The following is an 18,971-nucleotide window of genomic DNA, read 5'->3' as shown; positions in this document are numbered from 1 at the left end:
CGTCGGCCTCCTCGCGGTACCTGCCGTCCGGCGAATGCCCAGGCCAGCGGCCCAGTTCGGAGTGCATTTCGACACCGGAGGTCAAGAACAGCTCAGCGGAAGGGACCGTCGGTCGCGAAGGCGTGGGCAGCAAAGCGCTTGCCCATTCGGCGGTACGCGGCGGCGGTGGGGTGAAGGCCGTCGGTCAGGTCGTCTGTCTCGTCCGGGCCGAGCAGCGCTCGTCCGTCGAGACAGTGGAGGTGGGGATCAGACGCCTGTCGTGCCGCAGAGATCCGGGCCAGCTCGGCACGGACCACCGTCAGCGACAGTGCGCCGCCGGCCACATCGGCCGGGTCGCCCAGGGCAGCGATCCTCCCGTCCGGTCCGGTCTCGGTCGGGCCGGGAACCTGCTCAAGGGCCGGACAGCTCACCGGGGAGATCAACAGCAGCGGGGTGTCCGGGTGACCGTCCCGGATCGTGTCCAGAAATCCGTGTACCGCCGGGCCGAACGTCCGCAGCCGGAAGGCGGACAGGCTCACGATGTTGATGCCCACCTTCAGGCTGATCAGGTCGGCGGGCGTGTCGCGGATCGTCCGGGCGACATAGGGATCCAGCAGCGCGTTGCCCGCCTGGCTGAGGTTGATCACCTCCACCGCTCCGAGCGCAGCTGCCACCACCGGCCAGGTCCCGGTCGGGCCGTCAGCCTCGATGCAGTGGCTGATGGAACTGCCGTGGTGCACCCAGCGGCGCCGCCCGTCCGGCAGCGGCGCCAGCACGTCGCCGTCAGCGCGCAGTGCCACCAGTTCCGTAGGGGTCTGCTGCGGAAGCCACAGCTCGACGTTCTTCATACCGGCCGGCAGTCCGGCGAACCGTACGGTCCCGGGCTTGCCTGGGATGAGTCGCTGTACTGCCCCGGGGCCCGCCATCCGCAGCACGTTGCCCACCGGCGCCTGACGACGCCCGGCCAGGGCACCGTCCACCAACAACTCCAGCATCCCGGTTGGGCGAGGGTGGGGGTCGGCGTCGAGCTGGCCGGTGGAGGTGAGTACCTCGAACTCCAATGCGCGCGCATCGGTGCGGAACACCAGCCGCACCCCCGAAGGCATCACGGTCACCCCGTAGACCGACGGGTCCTGGTACTGCTCCTTGGTCCACGCGGGCAACCGGCGCGGCATCACCCCTGCCGCTGTGGTCTCCAAATCCAGTGCACCCCGTAACTCCACCGGCCCGCCCACCAATGGAACCGCCCGCATCGCCACCGTCACCGCTCCTGTCCCAGGTCAATGCGCTCCGGAGACGGCATCGGCCCGGTGCCTCCGTGGTTCATCGACGCCCGCCGAACTCCCAGTCGTGGACCTCGATGTCCGCGTACCGGTCCGGAGTCAGGGCGGCGCGTGCCGTATCCGGGTTTGGGGCCCTGAGCAGCACCGCCGTACCCAGCCATGTGTCGCCGTCGTCGGACAGCAGTGGCCCGTACGCGATCAGCTCGTCCTGGTCGGGCGGCAGGGCGAGGTCTGCGGCCAGGCCCTCACCGAGGCCGAGCACCAGGTACCGGTTGCCACCGCTCCGGCCACCGGGAAAATCCCACATGGTGCGCCCCAGCACGTTGCGCCACCGGCGCAGCAGCACGTCCCGGTACGCACCGGCCTGGTAGTTGGGCTCGTCGAAGGCGAACGCACGGGCAGCGGCGGGATCGGGCAGATCGACGATATGCACGCTTCCAGTGGGCGTTTCACCATCATCGGCGAAGGTCGGACCGCGAGCGATCAGCTCCTTCGCGTACCGGTCCATGTAGGACCAGTGCTCCTCCAGCAACTCCTCGCGTAACGCGAGGGAGCCCAGCCGGTCTCGGTGGTAGCAGAAGTACTCCATGACCACAGACCCTTCCTCACCAAGGGCACCATCTCAACCGGCTTTGTCGCCGAAGACCCCGCGTTCCAAATGAAACAGCATCGGAGCATCTGACGAGCGTGTGCCGACGGATGGGGATCTCGATCCAGCCAGCGCGGCTGAGGACGGGCCGGGACAAGGGCCGGTCGAGCGGTTCTTCCGCACTCTGCGGATCAGCCTTCGGCCAGCACCTGCCAGTGCGCTACCTCCTCATCGGCATGAACGAAGTAGAGTCACGTCCGATGCCACCACCGGGCTCATTCCCGGCCAGCCGCCCGTATCGCCGAAGCGCAGCCGCCCGTCGCCCGCCTGGTTTGGTTAGGGGAGGGGGCAGGTGAGAGGCAGGATGTGTTCGGTCAGCCGTCCGGTGAGGTGGGTGTCGGTGACGGCGGTTTCGGTGATCCAGTCCGCTGCGGTCAGCTGGTCGACCAGGTGCTGCAGTTCGCCGGGACCCACTGGGCACAAGGCGGCGAGGGAGTCCAGGGCGACGCCCGTTCCGCCGGGGCCGAGCCGTCCCGATGCGCTGGTCTGGGTGGCCAGGGTCAGGGCGAGCAGCCGGGTGCCTGCGGTGGTCCTGGCCTTGCGGAGCTTCTTGTCCGAGACGACTCTCTGGGCCCATCCGCTGAGTTTGGGCCGCATCTTCCTGCCGAACGTGAACGGGGCCGGGCCGTCCTCGTGGGGCACGAGGGACGGGACAGTGACCGGGGTGGGATTCTCGGGCCGGGAGGCGAGTAGGTCACCGGCGGTGCCGGGGATGCTCAGCCACCCGCAGCCGGTCAACTGCTCGACCAGGCCCTCCGGATCGGTCAGGCCCAGCGAGGTGAGGTCCTGGCCCACGAGGTTGCCGGTGCCGGTGTGCGCGGTGCGCAGCGTCAGCATCACCACCAGCAGCCGCGCCTCGGGGCCGGGCAGCGGGCTGTGGTCGGCCACGTACGCGAGGACGGACCGGGCGTGATTCCACTGCGTTGCCGCGGTCAGCAGCCGGGCCACCGCCGGCCCATCGCTGTCCGCTCCGCCACCGGTGCGCTGCTGGTGCTGGAGACGGGCGGTGGCGGCGGCCTGCTCGGCGCGCCGGGCGTCCAGCCGCAGGCCCGTGTCGCAGGTGACATCGGACCAGGTGGCGAAGGCGCGTGCCTTGCGTTCGTGGAGGTCGGCGAGGAGCGCCAGATCGGGCTCGGTGCGCTGCTGGTAGGCCCGGAAGAGCTGGCCGAGTTCGGCGAGTTCGTCCCGCAGGGCGACGGGCCGCAGGTCCTGGGGGACAGTCCGCTGCGCGATCCTTCCATACGGATGGCGGCGCCGGACCGGAGCGGAACGCGGCGCAGGCACTTCCCGCGGCCGGACCGCGGGCACGGGGCGGTCGGAGAACTGCGGAGCGCCGACAGGGGTGGTGGACGGGCGGTCGGCAGCGTCCGGGGTATCGGGCACAGGGCCGGAGGCGGTCTGTGCGGTGGTGACGACCTGCGCGCCGGGCGTGGCCGCCGCGCAGCGAGAACAGCACTCCATGGCCTGCCACCAGCGCCGCTCCCGGTCGGTGATCACGGCCCAGACGACCGCCCCGCCGCACCGCCAGGGCTGGGTCCGCGCCTGCCGGTCGTCGGGACGGATGTGCGTGCGGCAGCTCTCGGCCCGGCACGCGCAGTACACGCCGTCCCGGGGCCCGGCCGCGGCCCGCAAGTGGGCCTTGAGGTGGGCGACCGCAGCCGCACGACCGACGGTCGCCGACGGCAGGCGCTGCTCAACGCAGGTGGGCCGGCTGCACGAGACACGTACCGCCGCACTGCCCCGGCCGGCGGCGTCCAGACGCACTGTCCACCTGCGCCCCACCACCCGCTCGTCCAGCTCGTTCGCAGTGGCCTGCGTCATCCTGCTCTTCCTCCCATTCCATGTCGCCCGCACCGCCATCACGGACGGGACGTGTCAGCAGGGCCCACCGTACGCGGCAAGCGGCCCGATAGCGGTGAACTCGCCTGGCCAACAGCGCCAGTGGCTGTACGGGGGCGGTGCGAGGACGGTGGGTTCCCGGCGGGGACTCGGCTGTGCCCGGTGTGGCCGGTCTCGGCCCGGTGTGCGCGCGGACGCGGCCGAGGAGGGCGGTGAGCGCTGGTGGTTCGGAGATATCCAGCCGCCATCGGCGAGTTCGTGGGCGAGCGCGCCCAGCCCGGCGCATCCGAAAGTGCGGTGGGCGTAGTCGGTCACGGCGAGCAGTAGACCCTGACAGGCAACCAGGTTGGCGCTGGCCAGGGGAGTCAGCATCGACGGCGACGAACCCGAATGACACAGGCCGCCCCGGCAGGGGCTGAGGGGCGGGCACGACTTTCGGGACAATCACGTCTGGATGTTCTGACCTGACGGATGGGTTGGCCCTGCGGAACGTGCGAAGTGACCGCGGGGCCATCCCAGGAGCACCGTCCTGTCAGGGCACTCATGTCCGACCGTACGAGCAGCATCGGTTCACCGCCCGTCGAGCTGCTGCACACGTGCTCCCCCCCACCTGCGGGGTGATTCTCCTGACTGAGATCGCAGACTTCCAGCCCGGCGACCAGGCTCGGGGACGTCGTGGTCCGCGACGCAGCACAGGCTGCGCGAGGGCCGCCTGACGGGGCGGCCACGCCCCGTAGCCCGAATCCACCACATCCCCTGACTGCTGCTGACAGCCGTCCCACACCTCCAGGGCCCTGGGCTCGTCGAGGTTGAGGTGGTTGGCGCCGCCGCTGACATGGCGGTCGCTGGCTGCCTGTAGCGGCCGCTCTCGTGTGCTGTCAGGATTTCCGATGCCCTGCGGGAGCCGGGCAGGCCCGTGTCCCCACGGGTTCGTTCGGCCGAGGCGTAGCGCGTTACTCGCGCTTCGGAAGCAGGACACGCAGCCTTGGGTAGCGGACGAGCAGACGGGCGAGCTGGGTGCTGAGGACGCCCGGCCTGAGGGCGGCGGCGGTGTGGGTGTCCCAGAAGTCCTCCACGGTGCGCCTGGCGTGTGCGTGAGCTGCCTCGGACGGCTTGGTCTCGTCTTGGTCGGGAAGGTGCCGGCCGTACACGGGGATTACCTCGACACCGGCGGCGCGCAGTGCACACAGGCGGTGCTGACCGTTGGTCAGGTTCTTCTGCCCGGTGTCCCACCAGATATGGCCTCCGCCGATCAGAGAGCGAAACCAGGCCCGGTCGCGGTCGCTCAGGTGCGCGGCGCGGTAGAGCCGGTCCTGTTCGTCGCTGTCGCGTTCGGCGCGGGCGAAGGCGAGCACGGCTTCGGCGATGGCCTTCCAGTCGTCGGCCTGGTGGTAGGGACAGGCGGCGAAGTCCTGCCCGTCGAGCTGGGTGAACAGCTCGGCGTGGGCGGTCTTGCTGTGGCCCTTGGGGTAGGTGGCGGCCAGGCTCTTGGCCCGCTCACCCAAGGGACACTTGAACAACCCGTGTGGCCAGGGCAGGTGGGACGCGGCGACAGGGCGGATGCTGGTGACACCGTCCAGGTGTAGAGCGCGCGCGGCGGCGCTGCTGAACCGGCTGGGATACAGCTCGGCCTCGGACGCGGGCGGCTCCGGCCGCAGACCGGCATCGGCGCGCCGCTGCTCGGCGAGGTCGGGTTCGGTGGCGCCCGCCAGCTCGTAGAAGGGGCCTTCGTGCCAGGCTTCGTCCTCGTCGGAGCGGCGCCGCTCCGGGTTGGGCCGGACCAGAACGGGCACCGGGATTTCGGGCAGCACGAGGATGCCGGACAGGCCGTGGACCGAGACGAGGGTGAGGTGGCCGCGAGCCCACGCCGGGTTGTTCAGCACTCCCGCGAGGGCCCCGCCGGTGAGGTGACCGACCCACTCCACTCGGTGGAAGCCCTCGTCGATGCGCATGTCCCACTTCGGGTGGCGCACAGCGTGAACCTGCAGGTAGTCACCGACCATGACTGTGTGGGCCGGCTTGTCGAACACGGCCGCCCGCCGCCGCGGCGGATGCGGTTCGCACGAAGCGGCCTGCTTCACGAGGCTGGGGCCTTCGATGGTGCTGCGAAATGGATGCGGGCCGGTGGCCAGGCGGCTGCCAGTGAACAGCGGCCCGTGCATCTCGGGCCACCAAGGGTGGGCGGCATCCCAGCGGGCCCGGTCGCCGTCCACCTCACCGAGGGTCCACTGATCACCCTCGCGCAGCATGACCGGGCCCAGCATGCCGTGGCAGAACACGACCGCGATCTCCCGGGCTGCCCGGGTCCGCATGTGGGCGGAGCCCCGTGCCAGGAAGCCGATGTCGGAGATGAGCTCCACCTGCTCGATCCGGGCGTACCCCTCTCCGTCCGGTACCCCGTCGACGGCCATCCGCTCCGAAGCGATCTGGAGGTAGTCCCCCGGGCGAAGCGCAGTACTCACGTGCGGCACGGTCATTCCCCACCCCCGATGCGCCGCCTCGCCGTGCGGCAGCCTGTGATCTCCTCGTGTATACCGCACCGGACCGGTACCACCTGCCCGGTCTCGCCCAAGCGTTGGCCTCCCGCACGGCGGGCAGGCCCGTCCAGACCGTCACTCCTTCGGGGGAAGGCCGTCGGGAGGGGCCACTGGATACGCTGCCGTCGGGGCTGCGCCACTGGCGCACAGAAGCACAGGACGGGGAGGGCGGGAAACCCGCATGGCAACTTCGGAATCGGTGAGCGAGGACGACCTGCGCACGATGCTGGCCGAGCGCAGCGGCCTGGACAGAGACTCGCTCTGGTACCCCGTCCACGAGGTTCCGCGCGCGTCAGGCATGTCGTGGCCCCTGACCGCGGAGCAGGCCGAAGAAGCGCTGTCCGACCTGCTCGACCGGCTTCGCCGTGTCCTGCCCGCACCTCGGCAGGAACGCCCCGGCCGACGGTACGTGTACCTGTCCGAGATCACCGACCGCTACCAGCGCGGAGACACCCGCCGCCTCCTTGAGCGCATCCAGAGCCGCGGGGCAACCCCGGCATCTTTGGCCTTCGGCGGTGAGGACTACGACCCGCGCTCGGAGCGGGGCTGGGGTGCCCGCCCCTCGACCGCCTTTGATCACGACGGCAGGCCGGACTGGGCCTGGTGGCGTGAGGTACGCGAGGCCGGCCCGCGAACCCTCTACAAAATGCCCGACCCCTACCTCGGAGAAGACGAACCGCCCGTCGACCGCGCGCTCGACCTGCGCGACCGTACAGGCGACACCGCCGCCTACCGCGCGGCACTGAGTGCTGCAGTGCGCGAGGACCCGCGGCAGATCGACTGCTGGGTGCACCTGGGCAGCGACGCGCTCGACCGCGCCGATGCCGACGATTCCGCTCTGCCGGAAGCCCTGGGCTACTACCAGACGGCCGTAGCCGTCGCCGAGCTGTCGCTGCCGCCGGCGTTCACCGGAGTCCTGGCATGGGGAGAACTGAGCAACCGCCCCTTCCACCGGGCATTGCAGGGCCTGGGACTGACGTGGTGGCAGCTGGGCGAGACAGCCAAGGCGGCGGCAGTCTTCGGCGACAGCCTGTGGACCAACCCCGACGACAACCAGGGCATCCGCTACCTGATCGGGCAAGCCAAGGCCGGCGTGCCGTGGAACCAGGCTCAAGAGAACTAGTGTGATGCGCCAGAAAAGGCGGTCTTAAGTCTGTAGGCTGTTTTTATGTCGCATCGAGGCCCTCGTGCTGTCGAAGTCGTGCTGTCCGCTGAGGAGCGTGCGGAGTTGCTGCGCTGGGCGGGTGGCGGGGTGCCGGCCCGTGTGGCGGAGCGGGCGCGGATCATCCTGGCCTGTGCGGACGGGGCGTCAAATACCGCTGTGGCGGCGGACTGTGGGGTGTCCGTGGAGACGGTGCGCAAGTGGCGTTCGCGGTTCGTGGCCCGGCGGCTGGCGGGCTTGGTGGATGAGCCGCGGCCGGGCCGGCGCAAGCCGGACCTGGTGCTCAGCGAAGCCGAGCGTGCGGAGCTGACGCGCTGGGCGCGGCGGGCGAAGACCGCGCAGTTCCTGGCACTGCGCGCGAAGATCGTGCTGCGGTGTGCGGAGGGCGGGACGAACAAGGAGGTCGCGGCCGAACTCGGCATCGCCCACGCGACGGTGAACCGCTGGCGCTCCAGGTTCATCACCCTGCGTCTGGACGGACTGACGGACGAGCCCCGCCCCGGCAGGCCGCCCTCGGTCCTGCTCGACCAGGTCGAGGACGTACTCGTGGCGACTCTGGAGTCCGTCCCGGGCAAGGACACGCACTGGTCGCGTGCCTCGATGGCGAAGCACAGCGGGCTGTCGAAATCGACCGTCGGGCGGATCTGGAAGAAGTTCGACCTCAAGCCCCACCTGCAGGACTCCTTCAAACTGTCCACCGACCCGCAGTTCGTCGCCAAGGTCGTCGACGTCGTCGGCCTCTACCACCAGCCGCCGGAGAAGGCGGTGGTTCTCTGCGTCGATGGAAAGAGCCAGATCCAGGCACTGGACCGCTCGCAGCCGGTACTGCCGATGATGCCGGGCATGCCCGAACGCCGCACCCACGACTACTACCGGCACGGGATCACCAGCCTGTTCGCCGCCTTCAACATCGCCGACGGCACCGTCATATCGGAACTGCACCGCCGCCACCGCGCCATCGAGTTCAAGAAGTTCCTGATCCGGATCGACAAGGCCGTGCCCACCGGACTCGACGTCCATCTGGTCTGTGACAAATTACGCCACCCACAACACCGCCGAGATCAAGACGTGGCTGGGAAAACACCCCCGCTTCCACGTCCACTTCACCCCGACCGGCTCTTCCTGGATGAACCAGGTCGAGCGGTGGTTCGGCCTGCTGACCGACAAACTCATCCGCCGCGGCGTCCACACCTCCGTGACAGCCCTGGAGAAGGACATCACCGCCTGGATCGACACCTGGAACGAGAACCCGAAGCCGTTCACCTGGACCAAGACCGCCGACGAGATCCTCAAGTCCCTCGCCGACTACCTCACCAAAATCAGCCCACCCAGCACCGAAAACCAGCGGCAGACTTAAGATCACCTTTTCTGGCGCATCACACTAGCGCAGGACAGCGTGCCGCGCCGCCGGGCCCCGGCGGCGCTTGCCCCTCTCCGCACCCTGGAATCGACAGTCGGCGCATGCCGCTCCCAGCCGTTGAAGCCCGCCTGCCGTCCGTTCCGTTTTGGCAATCCGGCGTGCGAGCGATGAACGAGGCACCGACGACCGGGCCGAGGCAATGATCCGGACCCGCCTCCATGTCCGCTGCCGGGATCAGTGACCCCGGCAGGCCTCTACGCTGGAACCCGGCGTGAACGAGGGAGATCAGACGTGAAGCGAGCGCGAGCCGTTGAACTGGTCGAGGGGATGCTCCACCGGCTTGACGACGACCATGAATGGCCGCTGCACCTGGTCCGGCAGGTGTGGCTGTTCGGGAGCTTCGCACGGGGCGCGACCGAGCCGCACGACGTCGACGTCGCCGTACAGTTCGAGCGCGACGAGCGGATGAGAGAGGTCGTCATCCAGTCCCTGTTCAACGGGAGCAACCCCTACGCACCCATTCGCCGCGCGCTCGCGGGTCCTTCCCGCGGGCTGCAATTCCAGTTCGAGGACTCCACGCGCCAACAACTGGAAGCTGAGGGCACGGTCATGCTCCCGCTGTGGCAGCGAGACGACACACTCGCCCAGGCCCTTGCCAAACTGCACGCGATCGCCGTGGACCCGGATGCCGGCCGGGCCGAGCGCCACGACATGATCGACGCGTTCGACGGCCTCGACCGCTACATCCCCCGCCCCGTGCGAGCGGAGCTGATCGGATGGCAACAGCAGGGACACATCACCATCTCTCGCGTCACGCTGCCCGACGCGCCGGACAACACCGACCTGCTGACGACCCCGGAACGCGCCGGGTTCTGGCACGGCATCGAGCAGTCTGCCAAGGTACTGCCCCCGCCGCCGCCGTGAGCCTTGACCGCTAGGGCAGACCCACCAGTCCCCAACTGCGGCGCGCGGCCGTTGTGATCACGGCGCCCCACTCACGCAGAAGTGCGGTGAAGTCCTCGAAGGTGTCCGGGCGTCCTGCCCAGCCCTCGCACTCGGCGGCGAACGGCTCGCGCAGCACATCCAGGTGGGACACCGCTCGCTTCCAGGCGCGGGCCTTGCCGGTTACTGCCTCAGGCGGGCACACCAGGAGGACGCGCAGGAGCCCGCGGTCGGTGGCCGGCGGGAAGAACCCTCCGCCGCCCGTCAGCGCAGGATCGTCGGCCGGGTTCGCGTCCCAGATCAGACCGACGAGAAAGGCGTCGATCGCCTCGCGCACGGATGCGTCGACGAGGAGCCGTATGTCGTCCCATGCATCGCCCGCCCGGGCGGGCGGGCTATAGCCGCCGGTGGTGGAAAAGTCGTACTCGGCGCACCATGCAGACTCCCGATCCGGGGGCCACAGCCAGCCGCCGGCCAGTCCGTACCGCTGGGGGTACTCGCCGTCGAGCTCTGGTGGCCAGGTCGTGTCATCCAGTGCTCGGACCCGGTTCTCCACAGGGATAGCGCTCAACTTCTCCCAGTCCGCCATGAACAGCGTGATATCCAGACCCATAGCGGCAGCATAGGCAGAGCCGCGCGACAAGCCGAAGCGGTCAGCCGCCGCAGATCAGCGGCGTCCAGGGATCGACCACAGCAGCACACCGATGCCGCGCTCCAACAGGTTTGCGCCCAGGCATGTGACCGCACGTCAAGGAGCAGCAAGTTCTGACCAACGGGGACTCCGCCCGCAAGCACGGCCGCGGTTGGGGATGTCGCCCGATCACCCCGACGCTCTGGACCACGCGGTGCGGCTGACGGCTTCCCGGCCGAAGGTACCGGCCGAAAACCGATGGCGGCGCTAAACGTTTCGTTTAGTTTGGGGTGGTGACCTTCCCTTGGACGCGTAGCCATCACACCCTTGCTGACTCCTATTCCGGCGCCGCCATCGCGCGACTGACCGGCCTGACCCCGGGGCGAGTATCCCAACTGCGAACCGAGGGAACGTCCGAGGCGCTCCCAGAACCCGATGCCGCAGACAGCACCGCAGCACGGCCCCTGTGGCGAGGCGGCACCGTGGCCCGTTGGTGCGCGAGGACCGGCCGCCGTCTCCCGCCGCGCACCGCGTCGTGGCTGCTGCCGGGCCCGGACGGCCCGAACCTGCACCGTGAGGGCCAGCAGACACTGCATCTGTGTCAGCCGGAAGAGGCGACCCGAGGTACCGAGCTGCGGCACCCGCCGGTCGATGTCCATGTCACCCGCTACACGGCCCCCGACGGGCGTGGCCCCTCTGTGTGGCTGGCGACCGTGCTCGCCCCGGGTGAGATGAGCCGCCTGCTCGGCTGGCCGCACGCCTGGCCCCACGGAAGCCCGTTGCAGCACCTGGTGCACGAGGTCCTCGCCGACATCGAGCCCGATCACTTCGCGGCCACCGACCTGCTGGGCACCCTGGTCCTGCTGCCCACCCGCGCCGAACCCCAGTACGGCTCCCTGTCCGGGGACGTGCGCATGCTCGACCTCTACGACGTCGACGCCGACGGCCGCGGCCGTACCGAGGATTCCCTCCACCGCCTCCTGCGCCAGATGCGCCCCGCCGACGACGAACTGGGAGACCTGGTCCGGGCCCTGGGGCACCGCCTGCCGTGGTGGCCGCCCGGCTGCGCCACCCCGGCCCTCGTGGCCAGCTGGGCACCGGACGTCCAGCGGATTTCCGACCACGTTCCGCCGCCCCTGGCCGAGGCACAGGCGTTCGTCCGCCGCTGCGAGAGCGCCGCCGCCGGCCTGGAGGGCACGCTGCGCGCCTCCGTGCTGGAGCTGGGCAACACCCGGTGGGACAGCGCCACCTCCGGATGGCGCCGCGGAGGCGTCCCCGACCACGGCGCGCTGCCCAAGGACAGCGATGCCACGGTCTGGCAGGTCCCCGTGGAGTTCGTCCTGCCGCCCGCCCCCAGAATGACCGGTGACTTCTGGGAGGGCCTGGAATGGGTCATGGACCACGCCCCGTCCCAGCGTCTGGCACGCGAAGCACTGCGCTTCTTCGGAGACCCCGGCAGCGCGGGGACCGTACTCTGCGACACCGGCCAACTGCCCCTCCCGCTGCGGACCTTGTTCACCGACCGGGTCACCCCCGCAGAGAACACCGGCAGCCTCCGGGCGCACCGAGCCCTGGAGGCCCTGGACTCCCATCCGAACGCGGCGGCCGGATCCGTCCTGGGCACCTGGCCCGCACCGGCCGGCCCAGCCTGGTGCGCTACATCACCCGGCACCGGGCTCATCGCTCTGCACGTACCGCGCACCATGCCCGCGCCCGGCCCTTCCACCGGGGCTCCCCTTGAAGTCGTGCTGCTGCGCGGCGAGTCCGTGACAACCTACGGGCAGCCGCCGGCTTTCGGTTTCGTGGTCACCGACCGGGACCAGGTTCTCCTCCTGCCCGCCCGGGGCGGCCCTGTGGAGCTCGCGGCTGCGGTCGAGCACGCCGTGTGGCATCCGGGCGTGCCGGCTCTGGTCGTCGGACTGGAGCCGAGCCTCAACGAGTCCCTCGTCGCTGCGGTGGACGCGCTGGTGGAAACAGGTCCCCGCACCACTCCGTGGACTCAGCTGACCGCGCTGGTCGGCCCGCACCCCGACGACGTCCACTGTTTCTACTGCGGCCAACGAGAAGCCGATGACACCCTGCCCGACACCGAATCCGGAACAGGCGGCTGAGACATCGCTCCCGTACCCCGTACTCGCAGACCTGGCACTGGGCTGCTGCTCGGCGAATCGGTGAGGCTCTCGTCGAGCCGGTCCTTCCATGCCGTGTCTGCCGCCGCTACCGCGCGTGCGGTAGTCACCAACCTCCGCCCGGAGTTCCTCTCGTGGCCGGCGGCCCATCCTGGTCACCGACGTCGAAGAGGTCCAAGAGCCCACCGTGCCCGCGCTGCGCCGACCCCCCCCAGGTCGGCTGCGCCGCCTGCGGGTGCCACGGCGGCTACCGGCTGAGGGACCGGGAACCGCTGGGGCGGGCCTGGGCGAGGGAGGGAGTGACAGGTAGTGCTGCCAGCCGGGCGCGTCCTCGGTGTAGTACTGCCCGGGCGGGCCGCTCAGCGGGCGGATACTGACGAGAGGGCTGTCGAACTCCTCGAGCTGCGCGTCCTCCTGCGGATGGGTCCAGCGCAGCACCCGCAGCCGGTGCATCCACTTGTCCCCGAAATCGAAGAGGTAGCCCAGCTTGAAGCCCGGTGCGAGCATCGCGGCCAGCGCCGTCTGCCCGGTCGGGATCTCACCGGGGGAGAAGGGCACGGCCGCGGGTTCAGGCCGGGGGCGGTCAATGGTGATCCGCTCGAAGCTGGAGCCGTAGTAGAACCCGTCGTCACCAGCCGGAAGGTCCCAGGTCAGGGACTGGATGAAGAACGCGGCGAGATGATCGTCGTCGCGGGCGAAGACGCGGTCGATGGCCTCCGCCAGGTGGATCCAGGTATGCGAGGCGTGGCAGGCGAGCGTGAAGGCCATCGGCGCGGGCAACGACGCTGCGCCGCTGACTATGAGAACCAGGCCGCGGCCCGGGTCGGGTGACCCCGCACGGTGGACAGCACGGCCGCGCGCGGACCGACACAGCTCCTCGTCCCGTTCCAGCAGAGCATCGAGGGAGAGCTCCTTGCGGGCCCGGTCGTAGGAGGCCCGGTACGGCAAGGACGGCGGTACGTAGGGCATCAGCTCCTGGTACGGGTACACCCCCGTCACCTCGGCCAGAGCGAGCTGCAGGAAGATCTCGCCGGGCCGGTATCCGTGGTGGGTGTGCCACTGCTTCCACAGCCAGTCGCCCACCGGCTGCCCGTCGTGGACGGCCGAGCGGGGGACGGTCTGTCCATGTGCGGATGTCCAGCCACTGAGGCACTCGAACAGGGCCAGCCACTCCTTCGCGGGCTGCGCGTCCAGGCCCCAGCGGGCAAGGTTCTCGCGTTCGTCGGAGCTCAGGTTCTGCCAGGACCGTCCCACCGCCATCAGAGCCTGTCCCCACCCGATCCCCGGAGCGGGGCCCGGACGTTCGGGCTCGGGCCGCCGTCCCCGGGCGAGCAACACGGTGAGGATCTCCGCATCGCGCTCCGGCGGGTATCCGGCGTAGGGCACCGCGGGTTCCTGTTCGTCGTGTTCCGGAAGGATCTGGCCAACAGGGGCCGGCACGGGGGCGGGGGAGTCCAGGGCGGCGGCGAGGACTTCGACGGCCTTCTGCCTCCCGGCCAGGTCCAGCGGCCGGGGAAGCAGGCCCTGTTCGGCAGCGAGCCGGACGCGGCGAAGGGCTTCCTGGTAGCCGCAGCCGGTCCTCGTGTGCAGGGCTTTGGCGATCTGCTGCTGGTGGGTGGTGTTGCTGTGCTGGGTCACATGAGCTCTTCCGCGCCCGGCGCGACCCGGCCCACCCCGAACCTGCCCGGCGTAGCGGAGCGTCCCGAAACACGGCAGCACCAACGGTCACACGCCGTGTCCTGCGGTCGCCTGGTTCTCCAACTGCCGGTGGTGGGACCGGCCCTGGAACGTGCCACGACACACGCTCGCCAGCAGCCTATCCGGGCGCTGTTGCGCGGGAAGACCATCACCAGGTATTGGGACAGCGCGGCTGCTCCCGGAGCGAGGGCCCCGAGACCGGCAGCCGGGCGGCAGCCCCAGGCCGCCTCGTCCCGACCAGAGGCTCAGGGCCCTTTCGACGTGACGCAGGGCCAGAAAGGGCACGAACGGCGTGGCGACCCCTTGGAACCGAGACCCGCCGCTACAGTGACGCCCTGCGGCACCGGTCTGCTGCTCCTCACGCGAACCTCGGCCCACTGGTTCAAGGCGGAGGCGAAGAAGCAAGGCTTCGATCAGTTCAACCCCACCGACCTCCACGCTGCACCCAGTACCTGTTCCTCACGCTCCGCGGGCCGACGGAGCCGAGCGGAAGGTGCTTGAAGCCAATGTCGGCCAACCAGACCAGCAACCGGGCCCGGACGTACGCGCTGTACACCGGTGCTCCCCGCCAGCTCGCATGCGAGGTCGTCGCCGGCCTCCCCCGGCACACCCCTCTCATCCCGGCACCCGCCCACCACGCGCAACTCCTCCTTGAGTCCGAGGCGTTCTACTGGATCCTCAGCTCCCAGAGGAACTTCTTCGAGTTCCCCTTCAGCATCCGGTACGTGCAGCCCACCGAGAAGAGCATCCGGCTCCACCTGGAGAGCGACGCGAGCCTCGACAGCCTGCTGGCCGGGCTGCTGCCCGGCCGCGTGCCCGTAGGCACCGGCCGCGACGAGATCCACGGCCTCAACGGGCTGCGGATCGCCGCACGAAGCGAGCGCGGCATCGAGCTCCGCCGCCTCGGACAGCCGGCCAGTATCCAGCTCACCGGCCCCTCCCGACGCGCCTTCCACAAGGCCGAAGCCGCCCTCGCCGAGCAAATCCACGCCGACGGGGGCGAGGCCAGCTGGCTCGCCGGTGACACCTGGACCACCCACGAACGGCTGTGGGAAGACGAGCGCCAGCCGCTCGCCTACGAATCCACCTGGCACGAGGCGGCCTGGCTCCCCAGCGGGCTGCTGCGCCGCCTCGGCCTCCTGCACACCGTCGCCGTCCCCCACCTCGTCACCGGCCACGAGGCCCGGCTGGGGGAGTGGTGGATCCTGGAGCTGGACCACGCCTCCGACACCGGCCTGCGCCGAGCCGAGCTGGTGCAAGCCCTCACCGACCCGGAACACGGTCTGCCGCTGGAACTGCGCGGGCACCGCGACCTGACCCCCAGCGAGAGCCTCGGCCTGGTCCTCCTGAAGTCCCCGGACAACACCGCCACCCTCCAACTGCGCTACGACCGCATCGACTACCCGGTCAAGGAGGAGCAGGCCGAGATGTTCGCAGCGATCCGGCGGCGGATCGGACGCGTGGAGAAGGCCGCACCGCAGGAGGCCCGCCGTCCCTCGGTACGTGCCTGACGGCCGATGCTGCCGCCCGCCGACCGGACTGCCCGGTATCGCCACCTTTCCCGACGCATCGGCAGCCATCCGGACGCTTCACCTGACCCCCATCGTCCATGGGCCGAGGGTGCACCCGATGAGCGGGGACGATTCGGCACGGGACCTTCGATGTGGTAACGGGCTCCCCACCGAGCCGTCGTCCCGCCGCGCCGCCGCTGCGCTTCTCGGGACGTCCTTGCCCGGCCAGGGCCGACCTGGCCGGAAGGTCCGTTTTCCGAAGCCGCCGGGTACGGAGTCAGAGCATGCGCGAGAACATCTGCTCGCCGGGGAGCGGTGAGGCACCGACGCCGGCGTGCTTGGAGCCGCCGGCGAGAAGGACCGGCTCGCCCGGGGCGTGGATGGTGAACCCCTGGCGCTGGTAGAACCGGGCCAGAGCGGCGTCCCCGGCGGTGAACTGCCCGTACGCGAAGAACGCGCTGTGATCGCGGTGGACGGTCAGGGCCCTGACGAGGAGGGCGGAGGCGATGCCCTGGCGGCGGCAGTCGTCCGCGACGGCCAGAGCGCGGATCTTGACGTAAGCCATCGCGGTAGCGCCCAGGACGGTGGGATCCGCCCCGTCGCGTTCCATGCCGGCGAGTACGGCCAGGGGCGGGATGCTGGACGAGACGCCGACGATGCGCCCGGTGGGCGTGTGTTCGGCGACCAGGAAAACGAACTGCCCGGCCTTGTACCGGCTGATGAACGGTCCGCCTTCGTCAATGGTCTCGCACATGGCCTCGCGGTCGTCGAAGTCGCCGTGGCCTTCCATGGCGAGCGCGGCGAGATCAGTGAACGCCTTGCCCTCTCCGGGACGGGTCTGTCTGATCTGGACGTGGCCGGGCGGGTCGTCGGGGCGGCGGCGTCGGACCTTGCCGGGCTTGTGTCGTCCCACGGGCGTCCTTTCGGGTCGGGGCAGAGCGTGCGCCGCGCGGCCGCTGAGGGCTATTTGGCAGCCGGCGCGGAGGCATGGTTACCAGTAGGTCAAAAGGCCGTTCCTGTTTGAGAGCAAAGGTGGCTATTGCGTCGCCGGAGGCGCGAAGGATGGCGCATTCCTTTCGCACCGAAGGGGCTCGGCAGACTCGTTCGAATCCCACGGGCGGGGACGGGCCCGGCCCTGCGGACGCAGCGGCCGCACTCGTCCACGTGCGTCCTGCCGCCGCTGGGCTGCCCGCGCTTCGCGTCGCCCAGCGGTGCGGGCGCGAGTGGTCCGTGCTTGTGTCCGGCGCTCGTCGTTCCGGGTCCGCGGTGGTCCGCAGTCCGGTGTTCCGGCCGGTTACGGGGCCACGGGGTCGGACGCGTAGTCCAGCAGCAGTTCGTCCTCTGCCCGGTCGGCGGCCAGTGCCGCTACCAGGGCGCCGGTCCGCCATCCGACGTGCTGCCGTGCGGGGCTGTCCGGGGCCCGGCCGTAGAGCTCCACTGTCTGCCCGTCGTCCAGCAGTACCACGTCCCGCACGGTGAGGCGGGCCAGCGCTTCGGCCTCCCACCCGGTGGTCCGCAGCAAGGCCTCCCTCGTCCGCGTCGCCAGCGCAACGGCCCGGTCCGACGCACGGACCGTTTCTGCGGAGCCGGCACGGTCCAGCACGCCGCGCTGCACCGCGTGCGCGTGCACGGCCCGGCTCGGCTCCTCCTTTCTGAGCAGCTGGTTGCACATGTCGGCGCCGTCCATCAGGGCGTGTACGGACCGCAGTGCGGCGCGTGCCGCGGCCTCCTGGTCCGGCCGCAGCCGCTTCATATCCCGCTTCAGGCGCTGCGCCCAGTCGGTGACGGCCAGCGGCGGCCAGAAGAATCCCGGGGCCAGGGACATATCGACCATCTTGCGGGTGGTGCCGCCCTTGACGTGGTCGTCCACCCAGGCGGAGATACCGGCGAAGCGGCCCAGCAGGCAGCCCGGGGTGGTCCGGTCGAGGATCGGGTGGTCGCCCTGCGCGAGTGCCTCACGGACTTCGGCGACAGGCACCTCGTGTTCCTGGGCGAGGAGGTCCAGGCTCCACAACCCGGGGTCCTCCCGCCGTTGGCGGCGGATCACCGCCTCCCGCAAGAGGTCGGACAGACCGTCGTAGTCGCGGGTGTCGAGGAGGAGGGCGAGGAAGGCCATGGGTGCTCCCGGTACGTGGCGTGCGCGGACCGCCGTCGCACCCGCCCGGAGACAGGCAGGCTCGACGGCACACATGCGTCGTTGCGATCCTCAGGCGCCGGCCCCGGCACCCGCCACGCCCCCGTCGGCAGTTCCGCCGCCGTGAAAGGGACAGCCCGAGCATAGGACATGACGCCCGGGCCGCAGGCGGTGCTCGCCGTGGTCGCTGCGGCGAACCGTCCTCTGCCCGCCAGGTGGTGCACCCTCTGCCGAACTCCTGCTCCGCAGCCAGGCATAGGAGAGGATGTCGCATGTGATCAACGAAGATCTCTCATTGCGCCTGGCCGGAGCACGAGGCCGCATCATCATCAAGCTCAGCGGCGCCGCGGCTCGGTGGGGCGGTGTAGTGCCGGACGATCCAGGCGTCGCCGAGCTGGCCGACCTCTTGGAAGAGGCTGCAGGAACCTTTCACGACGAGACCGCCTCCCGCGCCAAGGCCGAATTGATGTCCGGCGTTGCTCACTTGAGGGCCGCCGACCGGCTCGGCGGACTCCTCCCTGCCGTGACGCTGTGGCACCTGAACCAAACTCTCCAGCGGGCGGACACCGCCCGCGGGACCTGAATCCCGCGGACACCACGATCTGCCCGCGTCGTGTCCCGGTCGGCAGGCAACCGGCAGACAAGGAGTGGCGGGTGGGCGCGTGCCGCGGGGAACTTTGACGGTCAGGCCGGAAGTTGGCTCCCTGAAGCCGTCCGCAGCACATAGGAGCAGCCAACCGTGGATGAGTCGTCCGAGATCCCGGAGCCTTCTTACACCAGAGTCCAGTTGAGCGGGCCACCGCAAGCGGTCGCCCGGCTCATGGCCGCCCTTGGCGGCGCGGGTGAAATCATTTTCGATCACAGGTCGGAGCCCGACGTCCGTGGTGATGTGGCGTGCACGGCCCGGGTGGCCACCTACGGTGCGCCCGGGCCCCAGCCAGCGCCCGGGCGGGCTGCGGCAATCATGCAGAACACGCTGAGCCTTGACGCAGCCCGCTGGCCCCTGACCGGTGAGCGTGGGGACACCCAGCGGCTGGAAGCCTGTGCCGATGCCGCACTGTCTGCGGTGGAGGGTGTCCACGCGGTGAGCAGTCGGCTCGTCGCCGTGACGCCCTCG

General features: G+C 70.2%; 12 protein-coding genes and 2 pseudogenes. 6 read left to right on the top strand and 8 right to left on the bottom strand.

Annotated features, from left to right (window positions below):
* Positions 1–92 precede the first annotated feature (92 nt).
* The 4 genes from OG978_RS01285 to OG978_RS01270 form a co-directional block, all read right to left on the bottom strand.
* A complete protein-coding gene (locus tag OG978_RS01285) occupies positions 93–1,232 on the bottom strand; it encodes a lipase (protein ID WP_326769892.1) in 1,140 nt (379 codons plus the stop codon).
* A 70-nt stretch (positions 1,233–1,302) separates the two neighbouring features.
* The gene (locus OG978_RS01280) at positions 1,303–1,851 is read right to left on the bottom strand and encodes a YciI family protein (RefSeq protein ID WP_326769891.1); all 549 of its coding nucleotides are present in this window, start codon (positions 1,849–1,851) and stop codon (positions 1,303–1,305) included.
* A gap of 336 nt (positions 1,852–2,187) precedes the next feature.
* A complete protein-coding gene (locus OG978_RS01275; RefSeq protein WP_326763411.1) occupies positions 2,188–3,732 on the bottom strand; it encodes a hypothetical protein in 1,545 nt (514 codons plus the stop codon).
* Between the two features lie 971 nt (positions 3,733–4,703).
* On the bottom strand, positions 4,704–6,212 hold the full coding sequence (locus tag OG978_RS01270; RefSeq protein WP_326763410.1) for a hypothetical protein: 1,509 nt from the start codon (positions 6,210–6,212) through the stop codon (positions 4,704–4,706).
* Positions 6,213–6,468: 256 nt separating this feature from the next.
* Between OG978_RS01270 and OG978_RS01265 the strand changes: the two genes are divergently transcribed.
* The 3 genes and pseudogenes from OG978_RS01265 (at position 6,469) to OG978_RS01255 (ending at position 9,733) form a co-directional block, all read left to right on the top strand.
* Complete coding sequence (locus OG978_RS01265) at positions 6,469–7,410, top strand: hypothetical protein (protein ID WP_326763409.1); 942 nt, start codon at positions 6,469–6,471, stop codon at positions 7,408–7,410.
* Positions 7,411–7,455: 45 nt separating this feature from the next.
* Positions 7,456–8,806, top strand: a pseudogene (locus OG978_RS01260) (IS630 family transposase).
* Between the two features lie 294 nt (positions 8,807–9,100).
* Positions 9,101–9,733: a nucleotidyltransferase family protein gene (locus tag OG978_RS01255; RefSeq protein ID WP_326763408.1), complete on the top strand. Its 633-nt coding sequence runs from the start codon at positions 9,101–9,103 to the stop codon at positions 9,731–9,733.
* A gap of 10 nt (positions 9,734–9,743) precedes the next feature.
* On the opposite strand, the gene OG978_RS01250 is transcribed toward OG978_RS01255, so the two are convergent.
* Complete coding sequence (locus tag OG978_RS01250; protein WP_326763407.1) at positions 9,744–10,364, bottom strand: hypothetical protein; 621 nt, start codon at positions 10,362–10,364, stop codon at positions 9,744–9,746.
* A gap of 311 nt (positions 10,365–10,675) precedes the next feature.
* Between OG978_RS01250 and OG978_RS01245 the strand changes: the two genes are divergently transcribed.
* Positions 10,676–12,493, top strand: a complete 1,818-nt coding sequence (locus OG978_RS01245) for a hypothetical protein (protein ID WP_442817636.1) — start codon at positions 10,676–10,678, stop codon at positions 12,491–12,493.
* A gap of 432 nt (positions 12,494–12,925) precedes the next feature.
* Here OG978_RS01245 and OG978_RS48155 read toward each other — a convergent pair.
* Positions 12,926–13,279 (bottom strand): annotated as a pseudogene (locus OG978_RS48155) (IS1096 element passenger TnpR family protein); the annotation flags it as partial.
* A gap of 1,436 nt (positions 13,280–14,715) precedes the next feature.
* On the opposite strand from OG978_RS48155, the gene OG978_RS01240 reads away from it, so the two are divergent.
* Positions 14,716–15,720: a hypothetical protein gene (locus OG978_RS01240; protein ID WP_326763405.1), complete on the top strand. Its 1,005-nt coding sequence runs from the start codon at positions 14,716–14,718 to the stop codon at positions 15,718–15,720.
* 277 nt (positions 15,721–15,997) lie between these two features.
* Here OG978_RS01240 and OG978_RS01235 read toward each other — a convergent pair whose 3' ends face one another.
* Complete coding sequence (locus OG978_RS01235; protein ID WP_326763404.1) at positions 15,998–16,633, bottom strand: GNAT family N-acetyltransferase; 636 nt, start codon at positions 16,631–16,633, stop codon at positions 15,998–16,000.
* Positions 16,634–17,014: 381 nt separating this feature from the next.
* A complete protein-coding gene (locus OG978_RS01230) occupies positions 17,015–17,836 on the bottom strand; it encodes a hypothetical protein (RefSeq protein ID WP_326763403.1) in 822 nt (273 codons plus the stop codon).
* Between the two features lie 292 nt (positions 17,837–18,128).
* Here OG978_RS01230 and OG978_RS01225 point away from each other — a divergent pair, with 292 nt between their 5' ends.
* Positions 18,129–18,437, top strand: a complete 309-nt coding sequence (locus tag OG978_RS01225; protein ID WP_326763402.1) for a hypothetical protein — start codon at positions 18,129–18,131, stop codon at positions 18,435–18,437.
* Positions 18,438–18,971: the final 534 nt, after the last annotated feature.

It is taken from the genome of Streptomyces sp. NBC_01591, from assembly GCF_035918155.1.
Lineage (GTDB): Bacteria > Actinomycetota > Actinomycetes > Streptomycetales > Streptomycetaceae > Streptomyces.
Note: the sequence above shows the minus strand (reverse complement) of the source record. Positions and strands in the feature narration are given on the sequence as shown.